Source organism: Paracoccus ravus (assembly GCF_004522175.1).
GTDB classification, from domain to species: domain Bacteria; phylum Pseudomonadota; class Alphaproteobacteria; order Rhodobacterales; family Rhodobacteraceae; genus Paracoccus; species Paracoccus ravus.
In genome coordinates this window covers 68293-84022 of the sequence record NZ_SDEB01000002.1, presented here as the reverse complement: position 1 = coordinate 84022, position 15730 = coordinate 68293, and the positions used below count along the sequence as shown (strand labels likewise).

15 protein-coding genes are annotated in these 15730 nt (G+C 66.2%); 8 read left to right on the top strand and 7 right to left on the bottom strand.

All coding sequences use genetic code 11. The annotated features are described in order from the left end of the window. Genes proC through ESZ60_RS02230 form a run of 4 tightly spaced genes read left to right on the top strand, consistent with a single transcriptional unit; the run spans position 1 to position 3333 of the window. Positions 1-807 carry a pyrroline-5-carboxylate reductase gene (proC, locus tag ESZ60_RS02245; protein WP_134678788.1) on the top strand — a complete coding sequence of 269 codons (807 nt, stop codon included), beginning with the start codon at positions 1-3 and terminating at the stop codon, positions 805-807. After that, positions 804-1157 (top strand): tRNA-binding protein, encoded by a 354-nt coding sequence (locus ESZ60_RS02240; protein WP_134678787.1) that lies wholly within the window; start codon positions 804-806, stop codon positions 1155-1157. The genes proC and ESZ60_RS02240 overlap by 4 nt, the downstream gene beginning before the upstream one ends. Next, positions 1157-2107, top strand: a complete 951-nt coding sequence (locus ESZ60_RS02235) for a 2-hydroxyacid dehydrogenase (RefSeq protein ID WP_134678786.1) — start codon at positions 1157-1159, stop codon at positions 2105-2107. Before ESZ60_RS02240 ends, ESZ60_RS02235 begins: the two co-directional genes overlap by 1 nt. Further along, on the top strand, positions 2107-3333 hold the full coding sequence (locus ESZ60_RS02230; protein ID WP_134678785.1) for a glycerate kinase type-2 family protein: 1227 nt from the start codon (positions 2107-2109) through the stop codon (positions 3331-3333). The genes ESZ60_RS02235 and ESZ60_RS02230 overlap by 1 nt, the downstream gene beginning before the upstream one ends. A gap of 2 nt (positions 3334-3335) precedes the next feature. Here ESZ60_RS02230 and ESZ60_RS02225 read toward each other — a convergent pair whose 3' ends face one another. Both ESZ60_RS02225 and ESZ60_RS02220 read right to left on the bottom strand, forming a co-directional pair. Next, positions 3336-4457 carry an amidohydrolase family protein gene (locus tag ESZ60_RS02225; protein WP_134678784.1) on the bottom strand — a complete coding sequence of 374 codons (1122 nt, stop codon included), beginning with the start codon at positions 4455-4457 and terminating at the stop codon, positions 3336-3338. 73 nt (positions 4458-4530) lie between these two features. Continuing rightward, a complete protein-coding gene (locus ESZ60_RS02220) occupies positions 4531-5214 on the bottom strand; it encodes a DUF1045 domain-containing protein (RefSeq protein WP_167620038.1) in 684 nt (227 codons plus the stop codon). Positions 5215-5336: 122 nt separating this feature from the next. Here ESZ60_RS02220 and ESZ60_RS02215 point away from each other — a divergent pair, with 122 nt between their 5' ends. After that, complete coding sequence (locus ESZ60_RS02215) at positions 5337-6395, top strand: DUF475 domain-containing protein (protein ID WP_134678782.1); 1059 nt, start codon at positions 5337-5339, stop codon at positions 6393-6395. 37 nt (positions 6396-6432) lie between these two features. Here ESZ60_RS02215 and ESZ60_RS02210 read toward each other — a convergent pair whose 3' ends face one another. From ESZ60_RS02210 to cobS, 4 genes are read right to left on the bottom strand one after another with little or no spacing between them, the layout of a single operon-like run. Further along, positions 6433-8244: an aminopeptidase P family protein gene (locus ESZ60_RS02210; protein WP_134678781.1), complete on the bottom strand. Its 1812-nt coding sequence runs from the start codon at positions 8242-8244 to the stop codon at positions 6433-6435. Positions 8245-8285: 41 nt separating this feature from the next. Beyond that, complete coding sequence (gene cobT / locus ESZ60_RS02205; protein ID WP_134678780.1) at positions 8286-10154, bottom strand: cobaltochelatase subunit CobT; 1869 nt, start codon at positions 10152-10154, stop codon at positions 8286-8288. Beyond that, positions 10154-10873, bottom strand: coding sequence for an aspartate/glutamate racemase family protein (locus ESZ60_RS02200; RefSeq protein ID WP_134678779.1), 720 nt, complete (start codon positions 10871-10873; stop codon positions 10154-10156). Before ESZ60_RS02200 ends, cobT begins: the two co-directional genes overlap by 1 nt. Further along, the gene (cobS, locus tag ESZ60_RS02195) at positions 10873-11847 is read right to left on the bottom strand and encodes a cobaltochelatase subunit CobS (protein ID WP_134679002.1); all 975 of its coding nucleotides are present in this window, start codon (positions 11845-11847) and stop codon (positions 10873-10875) included. Before cobS ends, ESZ60_RS02200 begins: the two co-directional genes overlap by 1 nt. Before the next feature lie 157 nt (positions 11848-12004). Here cobS and ESZ60_RS02190 point away from each other — a divergent pair, with 157 nt between their 5' ends. The 3 genes from ESZ60_RS02190 to ESZ60_RS02180 all read left to right on the top strand — a co-directional run bounded on the left by ESZ60_RS02190 (position 12005) and on the right by ESZ60_RS02180 (position 13959). Then, a complete protein-coding gene (locus tag ESZ60_RS02190) occupies positions 12005-12526 on the top strand; it encodes an RNA polymerase subunit sigma (RefSeq protein WP_167620037.1) in 522 nt (173 codons plus the stop codon). 17 nt (positions 12527-12543) lie between these two features. Beyond that, positions 12544-12906: a hypothetical protein gene (locus tag ESZ60_RS02185; protein ID WP_134678777.1), complete on the top strand. Its 363-nt coding sequence runs from the start codon at positions 12544-12546 to the stop codon at positions 12904-12906. Positions 12907-12990: 84 nt separating this feature from the next. Then, the gene (locus ESZ60_RS02180; RefSeq protein ID WP_134678776.1) at positions 12991-13959 is read left to right on the top strand and encodes a DUF808 domain-containing protein; all 969 of its coding nucleotides are present in this window, start codon (positions 12991-12993) and stop codon (positions 13957-13959) included. 9 nt (positions 13960-13968) lie between these two features. On the opposite strand, the gene ESZ60_RS02175 is transcribed toward ESZ60_RS02180, so the two are convergent. Then, a complete protein-coding gene (locus tag ESZ60_RS02175; RefSeq protein ID WP_425331300.1) occupies positions 13969-15663 on the bottom strand; it encodes a chloride channel protein in 1695 nt (564 codons plus the stop codon). Positions 15664-15730 lie beyond the last annotated feature (67 nt).

Below are 15730 nucleotides of genomic sequence, written 5' to 3'. Positions count from 1 at the left end.
ATGGATATTTCGGCATTGAACGCGCGCGGGCTGGTCCTGATCGGCTGCGGTCGCATGGGCGGCGCGCTGCTGGATGGCTGGCTGAAAAACGGGCTCGAACCCGGCGCGGTGCATGTGGTCGATCCGAACCCGCGCCCGGAACTCACGCAGCTTGGCGTTTCGGTGAACGGGACCTTGCCGCAATCGCCCGCCGTACTGGTCATCGCGGTCAAGCCGCAGATGATGGCGGGCGTCTTGCCGCAATTGGCGGGCTTCGGTGCCGAGACGCTGGTGCTGTCGGTTGCAGCGGGGGTCACCATCGCGGCTTATGAGGCGGCCTTCCCGGCCTCGCCCATCGTGCGCGCGATGCCGAACACGCCTGCGGCCATAGGGCAGGGCATCACCGCGATCATCGGCAATGCCAAGGCGGGTGCGCCCGAGATGGATCTGGCCGAGGCGCTGCTTGCAACCGTGGGCCGCGTCGTCCGTCTCGAGGCCGAGGATCAGATGGATGCCGTCACCGCGCTTTCCGGCTCGGGCCCGGCCTATGTCTTCCACATGATCGAGGCGATGACCGGCGCAGGTATTTCCGAGGGGCTTTCCCCCGAATTGGCGCTGGCGCTGGCCCGGGCAACCGTCGCCGGGGCCGGGGCACTGGCAGTGCATGAGGACGAAGACCCCGCGAAACTGCGCGAGAACGTGACCTCTCCGGGCGGGACCACCGCCGCCGGTCTGCGCGAATTGATGGATGCCGAGCATGGCCTGCCGCCCTTGATGCGCCGCACCATCGCCGCCGCCGCCGCGCGTGGCCGGGAGCTTGGCAAATGAGCAAGCCGCAAGCCGCCCAGATCGGCTGGGACGATTTCGCCGCCGTCGATATCCGCACCGGAAAGATCACCCGCGCCGAGCCTTTTCCCGAGGCGCGCAAGCCCGCGATCAAGCTGTGGCTCGATTTCGGCCCCGAGATCGGAGAGCGCAAGTCCTCGGCCCAGATCACCCGCCATTACGACCCCGAGGCGCTGATCGGCAAGCAGGTGCTGGCGGTGGTGAATTTCCCGCCGCGCCAGATCGGCCCCTTCATGTCCGAGGTGCTGGTGCTGGGCCTGCCCGACGAATCCGGCGAGGTCGTGCTGATCACCCCCGACAAGCCGGTCCCGATCGGCGGAAGGATGTATTGATGCGCATACTTGTCACGCGCCGCATGACCCATGCGGCAGAACGCGCGCTTTCCGAGCGTTTCGATGCCAAGATCCTTGATCGCAAGGACGGGCTTTCCCCCGAAGAGGCGCATGAGGCCATGCGTGAATTCGACGCCATCATGCCGACCCTTGGCGACCGTTTCGCCGCCGAGGCATTCCAAGGCGATCTGCGCTGCAGGTTGATCGCGAATTTCGGCGCGGGTTATAATCATATCGACGTGGCTGCGGCGGCGAAGTCGGGGATCGCGGTCTCGAACACGCCCGATGCGGTGACCGAGGCCACCGCCGACATCGCGCTGACACTGATCCTGATGACCGCGCGCCGCGCGGGCGAGGGCGAGCGGCTGCTGCGCGCGGGCGGCTGGACCGGGTGGCAGCCGACCCAGCTTCTGGGCCGTCACGTCACCGGGGCGACGGTCGGCATCATCGGCATGGGCCGGATCGGCAAGGCCATTGCGCGGCGCTGTCATTTCGGCTTCGGCATGGAGGTGCTTTTCCATAACCGCTCGATGGTTTCGGCGCTGGATCTGCCGGCCCGTCAGGTCGAGGGGCTGGACGAGTTGCTGCGGCAATCCGATTTCGCGGTCATCGCCGTGCCGGGCGGGGCGGCGACGCGGCATCTGATCGGGGCGCGGGAATTGGCGCTGCTGGGGCCGCATTCTTTCCTCATTAACATCGCGCGCGGCGATGTCGTTGATGAGGCCGCTCTGGTCGCGGCGCTGCAATCAGGCTTGATCGCGGGCGCGGGTCTCGATGTCTATGAGCGCGAGCCCTTGGTTTCGCCCGCGCTTTGCGGGATGGAGAACGTGACCCTGCTGCCGCATCTCGGCACTGCCGCCGAAGAGGTCCGCACCGCCATGGCGATGAAGGCGTTGAGCAATCTCGTCGCCTTCTCGGAGGGGCGCGCCCTGCCCAACCCGGTGAACTGATGCGGCCTGCCGAGCGTGCCATGGCGCTGATCGAGGCCGGTATTGCCGCCGCCGATCCCGCCGCCGCGGTCGCGCGCGGCATGGCCGAAGTCTTGGCCGATCCGCCCGCGCCCGGCGGGCGCTGGCAGATCATCGCGCTTGGCAAGGCGGCGCGCGCCATGGCCGAGGCCGCCCTGCGGGCCTTGCCGGGGTCGGAGGCTCTGGTCGTGACCAATGCCGGAAACGACGCGTCGCTGCCCGGCGCGCGGGTGATGCGCGCGGGCCATCCCCAACCCGATGCGGACGGGGCGGCGGCGGCGGATGCGGTCATCGCCATTCTGCAATCGCTTGTGTCCGGTGACCGGGTTCTGGCGCTGATCTCGGGCGGGGGGTCGGCCATGCTGCCCGCGCCCGCCGAGGGCATGAGTCTTGCCGACAAGCAGGCGGTGAACCGGTTGCTGCTGGCCTCGGGGGCGGATATTTCGCAGGTGAACCTGATCCGGCAGGGCCTGTCGCGGCTGAAGGGCGGCGGCTGGCTGCGGCTGTCGAAGGCTCCGGTCACCGCGCTGATCCTGTCGGATGTTCCGGGCGACGATCTGCGGGTGATCGCCTCGGGGCCGACGGTTGCGCCGGTCGGGACCCGCGCCGAGGCCGCAGCACTCGCGCGGCATCTGAGCATCTGGGAGCAGATGCCGGAACCCGCCCGCATGGCGCTGTCCCGGCCCGACGATCCACGCCCGCTGACCGAGGCACGCAATATCCTCGTCGGCTCGAATGCGATTTCCCTTGCCGCAATGGTCGCGGCCGGGGCCGATCCCGCGCCGATCCCGCTTGAGGGCGATGTGCAGGATTGCGCGGCGGCGATCTGGGCCTTGGCGGGCGGATTGCGTCCCGGACAGGCATTGGCCTTCGGCGGCGAAACCACGGTGCGGCTGGTTGGCAGCGGCATGGGCGGGCGCAATCAGGAACTGGCCTTGCGCCTCGCGCTGCTGGCCGAGGATCGGCCCGCGCCTTTCGACTGGGCCTTTGCCTCGGTCGGAAGCGACGGGCGCGACGGGCCGGGCGAGGCGGCGGGCGGTTTGGTCGGGCCGGGGAGTCTGGCCGCGATCCGGGCCAGCGGTGTCGATCCGGTGGCGGCCTTGGGGAATAACGATTCGACCCCGGCTTTGCAGGCGGGGGGCGCGCTGGTCGTGACCGGGGCCACGGGAACGAATGTCGCTGATCTTGCGGTGCTGGTCCGGGCCTGAGCCTATTCGGCGGCAATGCGCGAACCGCCGGTCAGGCTGGCCGCGGCAAAACGCGCGCGGGCCACGCCGCCGAGATGGATCAGCCGCCCCGCCGAGATGGTCGCCTCGACGCGCCCGCTCTTGGCCGCGATCATGACCAGATCCGCCCGACAGGCCAGATCCAGCCGGCCGCGATCGGCAAAGCCCATGATCTCGGCCGGGCGCGCCGAAAGCATCGCCCAGATGCGCGGCAGATCCGCAAGATCCGCGCCGGAAAGCGACAAGGCGAGCCGCGCCAGCCTGTCGGGATGGCCATCCGAGACGATGGCATCGCCAAGCCCGCTGCGCAGCATGTCGTTCAGCCGGTCCTCATCCGCGGCGGAAAGCAGGACCGGATCGCCCATCGCCCCGGCGGCGGCTGCGGCGGAATGGGCGGCGGGGCAGGCGGCAAGGCTTGCGCCGATCATCGAATGTGTCTCGCGCATGGCCCCGCCGGTGTCGCCGATGCTGCCATAGCGGGTGGCAAGCGCATCGAAATGTTCCGCAAGTCGGCACAGGTGGCGTGGCACATCGCGCCGGTTTTCGGTGGCGGCCTTCAAGGCCAAGGCCAGATCATCTGCCGCCATGCCGATCTCGGTCGCGGCCTGCGCGAAACGCTGCGGATCGTGCTGCAAGAGGTCCGAGAGACGGGCAAGGTCGTTCTGGAACCAGCAAAGCTCGGGGCGGATCTCGTCGCAAAGCGCGGTCAGCCGCGCGGTCGTGTCGCTGCGACCGCTTTCGATCCTCAGCGCGGGACGCAGATCGGGGGCGCTGCCACGCTGCAGCAGATGCAGGAAATCCTGCGCCGATTCCGGGCTTTCGCTGCCGCCATCCCAGGCCCAATGCGGCGCGACCCATGCCGTGGTGATCCCGGCCCCGGCCGCAGCCACGCGACAGCGACGCAGCCGCATCGCCGCATCGCCCCCCGTCGGCGGCAGGTGGAGCATGTCCACGATGCCCGGCAGGATCAGAAAGCCCGACATGTCCACGGCAGGCAGCGGCCCCCGGGTGATGCGCCCTGCCGCGATCGAGACGGATCTCTGGCGCAATTCGCCCTCGCGCAGGATCGTGGCACCAACGAAACGGATAGGGGGAAGGATGGGCATGAACGTCTCGGCGCGGTTGTCGAACTGGACTATGCCCCTGCGGCATGAAACCTGCGTGACATTGCGGGTGCGATCAGGGGCCGCGCAGAGGAAATTCCTCGATAAGCACCATATGTCTGCTCTCATCCTCGCCCAAGAGCGCGACGCGATCGACCCGCAGGGGCGCGGCGATCAAGGGTGCAAGGGGCCTTTCCAGCGCGGCCAGAAGGGTGCTGGCCCGATTGGGCGGCAGCCCGTTCGAAAGCGTCAGGTGATAGCGGAACAGGTCCAGCACGAAAGGATAGCCCCAATGGTCCAGATGCGCGCGGGCTGTCTCGGGCAGGCGCTCGGGTTGCCGGCGTTCGCGCTCGGCGGGCGTGAGCGGGGCGCGCAGATCGTCGAGCCGGGTGACCAGCGCCTGTTCCAGCGCCAGAAGCTCGGGCGGCTGGTGGCGCGGCAGCAGGGCCACGAATCCCCAGTCCGCCCGGAGTTCCAGATCCAGCGCAAAGGGCGACAGGTGATCGCAGAGCAATTCCGTGCGCCGGGCAAGATCCGCGATCGCGGCCTCGGGGCGAAGCCGGAACGGAGCCTTGAGCGTGGCGTGAAATCCGTAGCGCATCGGCGTCGAGGTCAGGCTTTCGGCCCGATCGGGCAGTCCGGCTAAGGCGGGACGGGTCGGCTTTTCCCGCTGGCGGGCATCCCAGCCCAGCCAGGCGCTGCCGAAGGCGCCAAGTGGGCCATCGGGCAGGTGATACAGGGCAAAGCGCCTGAAATTCATCGGTTTCTCCTGCATTTCAGGCATGTCTGCCAGATGATGGGCGCAATCTTGCGGTCACGGCTTGCCCCAGGAACGGCGCGAGATTATGGCTAGCTCATCTGATCGACAATCAGGAATGCGGGATGAAATCCACGCTACGCTACTTGACCTGGCCCTTTATCGTGACCGGGGCGGGACTGGCCCTTGCGGCATTGATCGGCTGGCAATACTCGGGAACCGGCTCGGGCAGCCTGTCCTTTTTCCTGATCGCCACGGTGCTAGCGGTGCTGGAAATTTCGCTCAGCTTCGACAATGCGATCGTCAACGCAAACAAGCTCAAGCAGATGACGCCCCTCTGGCAGCGGCGCTTTCTGACCTGGGGGATCGTCATCGCGGTCTTTGGGATGCGGGTGATCTTTCCGCTTCTCATCGTGGTGATCGCTGCGCATCTCGGCCCGATCGAAGCCCTGCGCATGGCCGCAACCCAGCCCAGGGAATATGCCCGTATCATCCACGAGGCGCATCTGCCCATCGCGGGTTTCGGGGGCGCCTTCCTGATGCTGGTCGCGCTGAATTATTTCTTTGACCAGAGCAAGGATGTGCATTGGATCGCCGGCGTCGAGACCGCCCTGCGCAAGATCGGCGAGATCCGCGGCATGGAGGTGGGTTTCGTCCTCGTCTGCATGATGGTCGTCTTGCATTTCCTGCCCGCCGAGAAAGAGCATCAATTCATCGTCGCCGCGACATGGGGGGTCATCACCTATCTGATGGTCGATGCTCTGGGCCATGTGCTGGATCGCTGGGGCGGGGGGGTATCGGCCGGGGACATGGCGCGGGGCGGTTTCGGCGCGTTCCTCTATCTCGAGGTGCTGGACGCCTCGTTCAGCTTTGATGGCGTCATCGGGGCCTTTGCCCTGACGCAGAACCTGTTCCTCATCGCCATCGGGCTGGGGATCGGCGCGATGTATGTGCGTTCCATGACCGTCATGCTGGTCGAAAAGGGCACGCTCGCCCAGTTCCGCTATCTTGAACACGGGGCCTTCTGGTCGATCTTCGTGCTGTCGATCATTATGTTCATCCAGACCCTGACCCATATACCGGAATTCGTGACGGGGCTTCTGGGCGCAGGCTTCATCGCGGTCGCCTTCATCAATTCGCTGGAATGGCGCCGCCGTCACCCGGAATGGGCCGAGAGCGAATGAGAAAAAGGCGCCGCGAGGTGCGGCGCCTTATCGGAGTTCAGCCCAGAAGCGGGCTGGTGGCGGCCTCAAGCCAGCCGCGCGTGCTGTCCGCGACCAGCGGGTCAAGCTCGGTCCGCACCCATGCGTGATAGGCGTCAAGCCATTCAATCTCGGCGCGCGACATCAACGAGGGGTCGATCAGGCGTTTGTCGATAGGCGCGATGGTCAGGGTCTCGAAATCGAGCATGTCGCGGCCATCGACGCTGTCGGTCTTTTGCACGACGATCAGGTTTTCGATGCGGATGCCGTATTCGCCCTCGCGGTAATAGCCCGGCTCGTTCGAGAGGATCATCCCCGGTTGCAGCGGGATATCCGAGATGCGCGAGATCCGCACCGGACCCTCATGCACCGAAAGCCCCGCGCCGACGCCGTGACCGGTGCCGTGATCGTAATCCATCCCCTCCATCCAGAGCGGCGCACGGGCCAGCGCGTCGAGATGCGCCCCCGCGACGCCGCGCGGGAATTTCGCCCGCGAGACCGCGATCATGCCTTGCAGTACGCGGGTATAGGGCATCCGGATCGAGGGGTCGAAATCGCCCATCGGCAAAGTGCGGGTGATGTCGGTCGTGCCGTCGCCATATTGGCCGCCGGAATCGACCAGCACGATCTCGCCGGGAAGGATGCGGCGATTGCTGTCCTCCGAAACGTGATAGTGGTTGATCGCGCCATGCGGGCCCGAGCCCAGGATGGTATCGAAGCTGATATCCAGAATGCCCTGCGCCACGCGCAATTCTTCGAGCTTGCGGCAGATGTCGATCTCGGTCAGGGGCTTCTCGCCGATGCCGGGGGCCTGCGCGTCGAGCCAGCACAAGAGTTCGGTCACCGCCACGCCGTCGCGCAGATGCGCGCTGCGCATGCCCGCGATCTCATAGGCGTTCTTGGTGGCCTTCGGCATGATGACCGGGTCGAGGCTTTCGACGATTTCGGTCTTCATGCTTTCGATCAGACGGAAGACCTGCTCGGGCGCGGTGCCGGCATCGACCACGACCGGGCCGGTCAGGTTGGTCAGGGCGGGCGTCAGCGCCTCGGGCGGCAGGATCGTGACCTCGTTGCCGAGTGCCACGCGGATATCCGAGGAGAACTTGCGCGGATCGGCAAAGACCGCGACGCGGCCATCGGCCTCGACAATGGCAAAGGACAGGACGACCGGGTTCTTCGGCACATCCGCGCCGCGAATGTTCAGAAGCCACGAGATCGAATCGGGCAGGGTCAGCACCGCCGCATTGGCCTTGCCATCGCGCAGCTTTGCACCGATTCGCACGCGCTTCTCGGCGGCAGTCTCACCGGCAAGGGCATCGGGCCAGAGCCGGACCGCGCCGATCGGAGCCTCGGGCTGGTCCTTCCAGATCGCGTCGATCGGGTTGGTCTCGACCGCCACCAGCGCGATCTCGGAGCCGACGAGGCCGGCCTCTATCTCGCGGATCTCGCGGCGGGTATGCAGCCACGGATCGAAACCGATCCGGCCGCCCTCGGGCAGGGCCTTGCGCAGCCAGACCGCCGCTTTCGTCTCGGGCCAGTTGACCGGGGTGAAATGGCCCAGATCGATCTCGGATTTCACCTGAACGCGGTAGCGGCCGTCGATGAAAACGCCCGCCTGATCCGGCGTCACGATGGCAAAGCCCGCCGAACCGGTGAAGCCGGTGAGCCAGCCCAGCCGCGCATCGCGATCCGCGACATATTCGCTTTGATGCGCATCGGCACGGGGCACGAGGAAGCCGTCAAGGCCACGGGCTTGCAACTCGACACGCAAAGCGGCCAGACGCGGCACATGCTGGGCCGGGTTGGAATGGCTGTCGTAACTCTGGAACATGGGCACCCCTTCTTTTTCTTCTCAGGTGTATTTCAGCCGCGTCAGGCCCGGCGCATCGCGCCTTGGCCAAGCACGCGGGCACGTTTGCGCGGATCGGCCTCGAAAAGCGCGGCAAGCTGTTCGGTGATCGCGCCCGCCAATTGCTCGGCATCGGTGATCGTGACGGCGCGCTGGTAATAGCGGGTCACGTCATGGCCGATGCCGATGGCGAGCAGCTCCACCTGTTTGCGCTTCTCGATCATGGCGATGACATCGCGCAGGTGTTTTTCCAGATAGTTCGCCGGGTTCACCGACAGGGTCGAATCATCGACCGGCGCACCATCCGAGATCACCATGAGGATGCGCCGCGCCTCGGGACGGCGGGCAAGGCGGCGATGCGCCCATTCCAGCGCCTCGCCGTCGATATTTTCCTTCAACAGCCCCTCTTTCATCATCAGGCCCAGATTGGGCCGCACCCGCCGCCACGGCGCATCGGCGGATTTATAGATGATATGGCGCAGATCGTTCAGGCGGCCGGGTTGCGCGGGACGGCCATTCGCGAGCCATTGCTCGCGGCTTTGCCCGCCTTTCCATGCGCGGGTGGTGAAGCCGAGGATCTCGACCTTGACTTGGCTACGCTCCAGCGTACGGGCCAGAACATCGGCGCAGATCGCGGCGATCGAGATCGGGCGCCCCCGCATCGAGCCGGAATTGTCCAGAAGCAGCGTCACCACGGTGTCGCGGAACTCGGTATCCTTCTCGACCTTGAAGCTGAGCGGCGTGGTCGGGTTCGCGACCACGCGGGCGAGGCGTCCGGCATCCAAGACGCCCTCTTCCTTGTCGAATTCCCAGCTGCGGTTCTGCTGTGCCTGCAGGCGACGCTGCAGCTTGTTGGCCAGCCGCGAAACCGCGCCGCGCAGGGGCTCCAACTGCTTGTCGAGATAGGCGCGCAGGCGTTCCAACTCCGCCGGGTCGGCGAGGTCTTCGGCGCGGATTTCCTCGTCAAAGCTTTGCGCATAGATGCGGTAATCGGCGCTGGCATCGCTGACAGGAGGCGGGATGTCGGGCGGGCTTTCCGCCTCGGACATCTCGGCCTCATCGGCCATTTCCTCGTCGGACTGGTCATCCATGCTGACCTGCGCCTGACGCTCATCCTGCTGCTGCTCCTGCGTGCGCTCGGGGCTCGCCTCGGCATCCTCATCCTGCGACTGGTCGCGGGATTGGTTATCGCCCGATTCCTCGTCCTGCTCGGCGTTTTCCTCGGCCTCGTCTTCTTGCGGCTCGTCGGGGTCTTCGCCCAATTGGTCGCCATAGCCGAGATCGGCAATCACCTTGCGCGCAAGCCGGGCAAAGGAGGATTGGTCCGACAGTGCATGTGCGAGGTCCTGAATATCCCCGCCCGCCTGCTGCTCGACAAAGGGCCGCCACAGGTCGGCCACATGCTGAGCCGAGGCGGGCAAAGCGCGCCCGGTCGCCATCTGTCGCACGATATAGCCCGCAGCGACCGCAAGCGGCGCATCCGCCGGGGCCTTGATCTGGCCATAGCCCTTGCGGTCGGCCTCTTGCCCCAGCTTGGCGTCGATATTCGAGAGCGCGCCGGGCATGTCGCGCGCGCCAAGCGCCTCGCAGCGCGCGGTTTCCATCGCCTCATACAGGTCGCGCGCCATTGGACCTGCGGGCGCGTATTTCGCATGGGTCGCGGCGTCATGGTGGCGCAGTTTCATCGCCAGCGCATCCGCTGTGCCGCGCGCCAGCAGCACCTCGTCGCGTGTCATCCGGCGGCTGACCTGCGGCAGGCGCATCGTATCGCCCGAATAGCCCGGAGGATCGGCGCTGAAGGTGATGTTCAACTCATGCTCTTCAGCCAAGGCGCGGGTGGCCTCGGTCAGGGCCTTCTTGAACGGATCGGCGGGGTTGTCGGATTTTTTCATCACTGCACTCCGGCCTCGGCCAAGGTTTTGCGCCCGGTGGCGAGATCGGCCAAGACCTCGACATGGATTTCCAGCACGTCGATCACCGGGAAGCCCGGATCGCGGCCATCGAAAGCAAGCAGCAGATCGGTTCCGGCCAAGGCAATGGCTTCGGCCCCATTCTGCATCATCTCGGCCCCGGCAGCGAAGAACATCTGCCGCGCCTCGTCGCTGCAACGGCCATCGGTCGCCATGTCCTGATAGGTTTTGCCGACGGCGTCGAGGTTCGAAGGAACCAACATCTCGGTCGTGCTCATCTGCCCGAAAAGCCGCGTCTGCATGGCGCGCGCCGTGCCCAGAAGGCCAATCCGGCGATAGCCCTGCCGGGCGCAATACGCGTCCAGCGGCGCAATGGCCGAGAGCAAAGGCAGCGGGCTGAGAGGCTTCAGCTCCTCATAGCAGAAATGCGGCCCGATCGCCGGGATCGAGGCGAAATCCGCCCCGGCGGCTTTCAGCCTCCCGAGAAGACTGGCGAAAATCGTGGCCTGTTCGGCACTGCGATTGGCATGATTATTCGCAGCGACCTCGCGGATCTCGGCCTGAACCATCGTCAGTTCAAGCCGATGCCCCCGCGCGGCGGCAATCTCGGACAGTTTCTGGTAATAGGCGACGGTCGCCGCAGGGCCGAGACCTGCGATCAGTCCGACATGAAGCCCGGTCCTGTCCGCATTGCCCGTCATCACCCCGCCTTGACCGCCGCGCTTTCCGGCAGTTCCTCATCGAACAGGCGCTGGTAGAACTCGGCGACCGTCTGGCGTTCCAGCTCGTCGCATTTGTTCAGGAAGGTCAGGCGGAAGGCGTAGCCGATATTGTCGCCGAAGATGCGGGCGTTTTGCGCCCATGCAATGACGGTCCGGGGCGACATGACCGTGGACAGGTCGCCCTGCATGAAGGCGGTGCGGGTCAGGTCGGCCAAGGTCACCATCTGGTTGATGATCTTGCGGCCCTTCTCGGTGTTATAGGTCGGGTTTTTGGCCAGAACGATGGCGGCCTCGGCATCGTGGCTCAGGTAGTTCAGCGTCGAGACCAGCGACCAGCGGTCCATCTGGCCCTGGTTGATCTGCTGCGTGCCGTGGTAAAGGCCGGTCGTGTCGCCAAGGCCCACGGTGTTCGCGGTGGCGAACAGGCGGAAATAGGGGTTCGGCGTGATGACTTCGTTCTGATCCAGCAGGGTCAGCTTGCCGTCGGCCTCCAGCACGCGCTGGATCACGAACATCACATCGGCGCGGCCCGCGTCATATTCGTCAAAGACGATCGCGGTCGGGTTGCGCAGGGCCCAAGGCAGGATGCCTTCGTGAAAGACCGTGACCTGCTTGCCATCGACGAGCTTGATCGCGTCCTTGCCGATCAGGTCGATCCGGCTGACATGGCTGTCGAGGTTGACGCGCACGCAGGGCCAGTTCAGGCGGGCGGCGATCTGCTCGATATGGGTGGACTTCCCGGTGCCGTGATAGCCCTGGATCATCACGCGGCGATTATAGGCAAAGCCCGCGAGGATCGCCATGGTGGTATCGGGATCGAATTTATAGGTCGGGTCGATCTCGGGCACGCGCGAGGTTCGTTCGGCAAAGCCCTTGACCTTCATGTCGCTGTCGAGGCCGAAGACCTCGCGCAGGTCGATTTCCTCGGTGGGTTTCGCGTTCACGTCCAGCATGGTCAGGCCCTTTCGTCGCATCGGCGTCTTGATCGCGCATTCGCGGGGCAGGCGCAAGCGCCGCGCGCATCGGCGGAACATTGCCGCCCGGTTGCGTTGACGCCCGCGGCGAGGCTCCATACTCTCGCCCGCGACCGCCAGCTTGAGGAAATGCCCCTTGCCCGACGCGCGCAGCAATACCGTTGACGACCTGATCGCCAGGACCGCGAGCGGAGACCGCGAGGCCTTCGACGCGCTCTATGCGGCGACATCGGCGCGGATTTACGCCTTGTGCCTGTCGATCCTCAAGGATCGCCCAGAGGCAGAGGCCGCCCTGCAAAGAACCTATGTCGAAATCTGGCGACAGGCCAAGGCCCGCCCGGATCAGCCGCTGACCGGCACGAGATGGCTGACCACCCTCGCACGAACCCATGCGCTCGGGCGGCAGCGGCAGCGCCGGATCGAACTCGCCGAGGGCCAGCAGCCGCGCAGTGCGGGCGCGCTTGCCGCGCTTCCGGCCGCCACCGCCTCGGGCGCGCGGGCACCGGTCCTTGCAGCGCTGAACGAGGAAGAGGCGATGGCGCTTCGCGAGATCTACCTTGAGGGGCTAAGCTATCAGGATCTGGCCAGCCGGGAATCCGTCACGGCCGCCGATCTGCGGCGATGGCTGCGCGGAGCGCTGTCGCGGCTTTCGGCATGACGGGAATGAGTGCAGGGATGGAAGAGCAGCAAGACGCCCCGACCGACCTCGACGAGATCCTCGCCGCCGAACTCGCGCTGGGTCTCGTCGAAGGGGATGAGGCTCAGATGCTGATCGCGCGGCTTGCGCAGGATCCGGAATTCGCCGCGCGGCTGCGGGAATGGCAGGGGCGCATGTCCGGGATTGCGGATGATCTGGTTCCGGTCATGCCGCCGGCCCGCGCCCGCCAGCGCATCCGCGAGGAGCTGGGTTTCGTTGCCGCCCCGCTCAGCACCGAGCCGGACAGCCGCATCCATTGGTGGCAGCGCCCCTGGCGATTGCTGCTGGCGGTTTCTGCGGCGGTGGCGCTTGTCGGTGCGATCCTTGCAACAATGCCATAGGGCTTTTCGCGCCCCGGCGTGAACCCGCCTTGCCGGGGCGGCGTTCCTTCGCCACGGTGCGAATATGACATTGATGGGGATATCATGAGCGGATTGCTGGCGCTGCTGGACGACGTCGCGGGAATTGCCAAGATCGCGGCCGCGTCGGTGGACGATGTTGCAGGCCAGGCCGTCAAGGCAGGGGCAAAGGCCGCCGGAGCAGTGATCGACGATGCGGCGGTCACGCCGAAATATGTCCATGGCTTCTCGGCCGCCCGAGAACTGCCGATCGTGCTGAAGATCGCGCGCGGGTCGATTTTCAACAAGCTGGTCATCCTGCTGCCTGTGGCGCTGCTCTTGTCGGCCTTTGCGCCTTGGGCGATCTCCCCCTTGTTGATGCTCGGCGGGGCCTATCTGTGCTTCGAGGGGGCTGAAAAGGTCCTGCACGCGCTGAGCCATCACCAAGTCAACGAGCCACATCTGCAGGCGACCCCCGATGGCGGGGCGGGCCTCGAGGAAGAGCGCGTGAAGGGCGCGATCAAGACCGACTTCATTCTTTCGGCCGAAATCATGACCATTGCGCTGGCGGCGATCCCGGATGGCGATCCGATCTGGAAAGAGGCGTTGATCCTCGCGATCGTCGCGATAGGCATCACGGTTGCGGTCTATGGGTTCGTCGCGCTGATCGTGAAAGCGGATGATCTGGGCCTGCATCTGCATGAGAGCGGCGGAAACCTGGCCGGTCTGGGCCGCGGCATCGTCAAGATCATGCCCGGTTTCATGAAGCTGCTGACCATTGTCGGCACGGCCGCGATGATCTGGGTCGGCGGGCAGATCGTGGTCCACGGGCTGCATGAGATGGGGCAGCATCAGCCCTATCTCTGGGTCCATCACATGGCGGAAGCCGCAGCCCATGCCCTGCCCGCCGCACCGGGATTGGCGGCCTGGGCCACGACCGCCTTCTTCGACGGGATCTTCGGGCTGGTCCTGGGTATCATCCTCATTCCCGTGGCCAATCATGTCGTGTCGCCGACGATTGGCGCGTTGCGCGGTCTCTTCGGCATAAGCGCCTGATCCAATCCGTCAGCCGTGCTGCTCGGCGGCGACCGCCCCAAGCGCGGTCGCCAGGCCCCGCAGCGCATCGATATGGTAGACGGCGCCGAGGATCTCGGGGGATGCCCCGTCCTGCCGCACGATCGGGTAGAAGGCCGCGCCCGTGCGGTCGAACAGGCTGAGCGCCTCGCCCAGCGTTGTCTGATCCGCGACCATCTGCCCGTCCGCGACCATGTTGCGCAGAAGGTCGGCCGCGGGGGCGGTCTTGCTGCCGATCTCGCGCATCACTGCGGTCACGCGCATCTGCCGCGGCAGCCAGACCTGTGGCCCCTCGGCGATATGCACGCCCCGGCGCTTGAGTTGGGTCAGGAAAAAGGACCGCTCGACCATGCGTGAGGCAAGCGCGGTGGAAAGCGAGATCGTCGTCATCACCGCGATGCCGGTCTGCCAGTCTCCGGTCAGTTCAAAGACGATCATCGCCGTCGAGATCGGCGCGCCCAGCACCGCCGCGCCCACCGCGCCCATTCCGGCCAAAGCATAAAGCGTCTCATTGCCCGACGCATGGGGTGCGATCGCGGTCGCGAGAATGCCAAAGGCCAGCCCGGTCAGCGCCCCCATGACCAGTGCCGGTGAAAACACCCCGCCCCCCATGCGCCCGCCCAGCGTGATCGCCACGGCCACGGCCTTGACGAGGGCAAAGACCACCGCCGTCCACAGATCCAGACGGCCGGTCAACGCCGCCGAGGTCGCCTCATAGCCGACGCCGATGATATGGGGGTAGGGTATGGCGATCATGCCCAGGGCCGCACCGGCAAGGGTCGGCCGCAGCCATCGCGGCCAGCCGGTGCGGGCCATGATGCGGTTGGCGATGGTCTCGGCGCGAAAGATCCCCGCCATCAGCCCCGCCGCCACTAGGGCGCAGACCAGCCCAAGCAGCATGAAGGCGGGCAGTTCGATGTAAAAGCCCAGCCCTCCGCCTGCGGGCAGCTGAAATTCGGTTACCCCGCCATAGCGCATCCGGTTGATCACCGTCCCGGCCACCGCCGAAATGGCGATGGGGGCAAAGGCGCGCATGGCGAAATTGCGCAAGACCACCTCATGGGCGAAAAGCGCGCCCGCGATCGGCGCGTTGAAACTGGCCGCGACGGCACCGGCCACGGCGCAGCCCAGCAATTCCCGCCCGGTCACCGGGGTCGCCTTGATCCGGTTGGCGACAAGGGTCGAGATCACGCCGGCAAGGTGGACGACAGGTCCTTCGCGTCCCGAAGAGCCACCGGTTCCCAAGGTGATGACCGAGGCTGCGGCAGAGGCCAGCCCCTCGCGGATCTCGACGCGGCCGCCTTCGAGGGCCGCGCCCTCGATCACGTCGGCCACGGCCCGGACCCGGCCATCCGGTGTGAACCGGTCAAGGATCAGCCCGACGGCCAGCCCGCCCAGGATCGGGACCGCCAACACCCACCACCATGGCAGGTGGCCTGCGACGCTCGCCATGGTCAGATCGTCCGTTCCATAGGCCAGCCGCTGAAGCGTGCCGATGCCGATGCGAAAAACCAGCGCCGCAAGGCCAGCAAAGATCCCGATCAACAGCGCGATCAGCCAGAACTCGATCTGTCCCGGTCCTCGCGCCAGCAGAACGCTCCAGCCCCGGCGAAGATTTCGCCGCAGATGGCGATAGCCCTGCCGCCCCCAGCCTTTCGGCATATGATCCTGCCGCTTGTCCTGCATGTCGATCCAAGTTCCGCCTGCCGCGTTTATCCGGCCAATCTTGCCCTTGGGGCAAGAGCGGGATTAT

Coding starts and splice junctions, on each gene's coding strand:
- ESZ60_RS02220 (WP_167620038.1), bottom strand. CDS start 5,214: ATGAATTTCAGGCGCTTTGCCCTGTATCACCTGCCCGATGGCCCACTT.
- ESZ60_RS02215 (WP_134678782.1), top strand. CDS start 5,337: ATGAAATCCACGCTACGCTACTTGACCTGGCCCTTTATCGTGACCGGG.
- cobS (WP_134679002.1), bottom strand. CDS start 11,847: ATGCTGGACGTGAACGCGAAACCCACCGAGGAAATCGACCTGCGCGAG.
- ESZ60_RS02210 (WP_134678781.1), bottom strand. CDS start 8,244: ATGTTCCAGAGTTACGACAGCCATTCCAACCCGGCCCAGCATGTGCCG.
- proC (WP_134678788.1), top strand. CDS start 1: ATGGATATTTCGGCATTGAACGCGCGCGGGCTGGTCCTGATCGGCTGC.
- ESZ60_RS02175 (WP_425331300.1), bottom strand. CDS start 15,663: ATGCAGGACAAGCGGCAGGATCATATGCCGAAAGGCTGGGGGCGGCAG.
- ESZ60_RS02225 (WP_134678784.1), bottom strand. CDS start 4,457: ATGCCCATCCTTCCCCCTATCCGTTTCGTTGGTGCCACGATCCTGCGC.
- ESZ60_RS02230 (WP_134678785.1), top strand. CDS start 2,107: ATGCGGCCTGCCGAGCGTGCCATGGCGCTGATCGAGGCCGGTATTGCC.
- cobT (WP_134678780.1), bottom strand. CDS start 10,154: ATGAAAAAATCCGACAACCCCGCCGATCCGTTCAAGAAGGCCCTGACC.
- ESZ60_RS02185 (WP_134678777.1), top strand. CDS start 12,544: ATGGAAGAGCAGCAAGACGCCCCGACCGACCTCGACGAGATCCTCGCC.
- ESZ60_RS02235 (WP_134678786.1), top strand. CDS start 1,157: ATGCGCATACTTGTCACGCGCCGCATGACCCATGCGGCAGAACGCGCG.
- ESZ60_RS02240 (WP_134678787.1), top strand. CDS start 804: ATGAGCAAGCCGCAAGCCGCCCAGATCGGCTGGGACGATTTCGCCGCC.
- ESZ60_RS02200 (WP_134678779.1), bottom strand. CDS start 10,873: ATGACGGGCAATGCGGACAGGACCGGGCTTCATGTCGGACTGATCGCA.
- ESZ60_RS02180 (WP_134678776.1), top strand. CDS start 12,991: ATGAGCGGATTGCTGGCGCTGCTGGACGACGTCGCGGGAATTGCCAAG.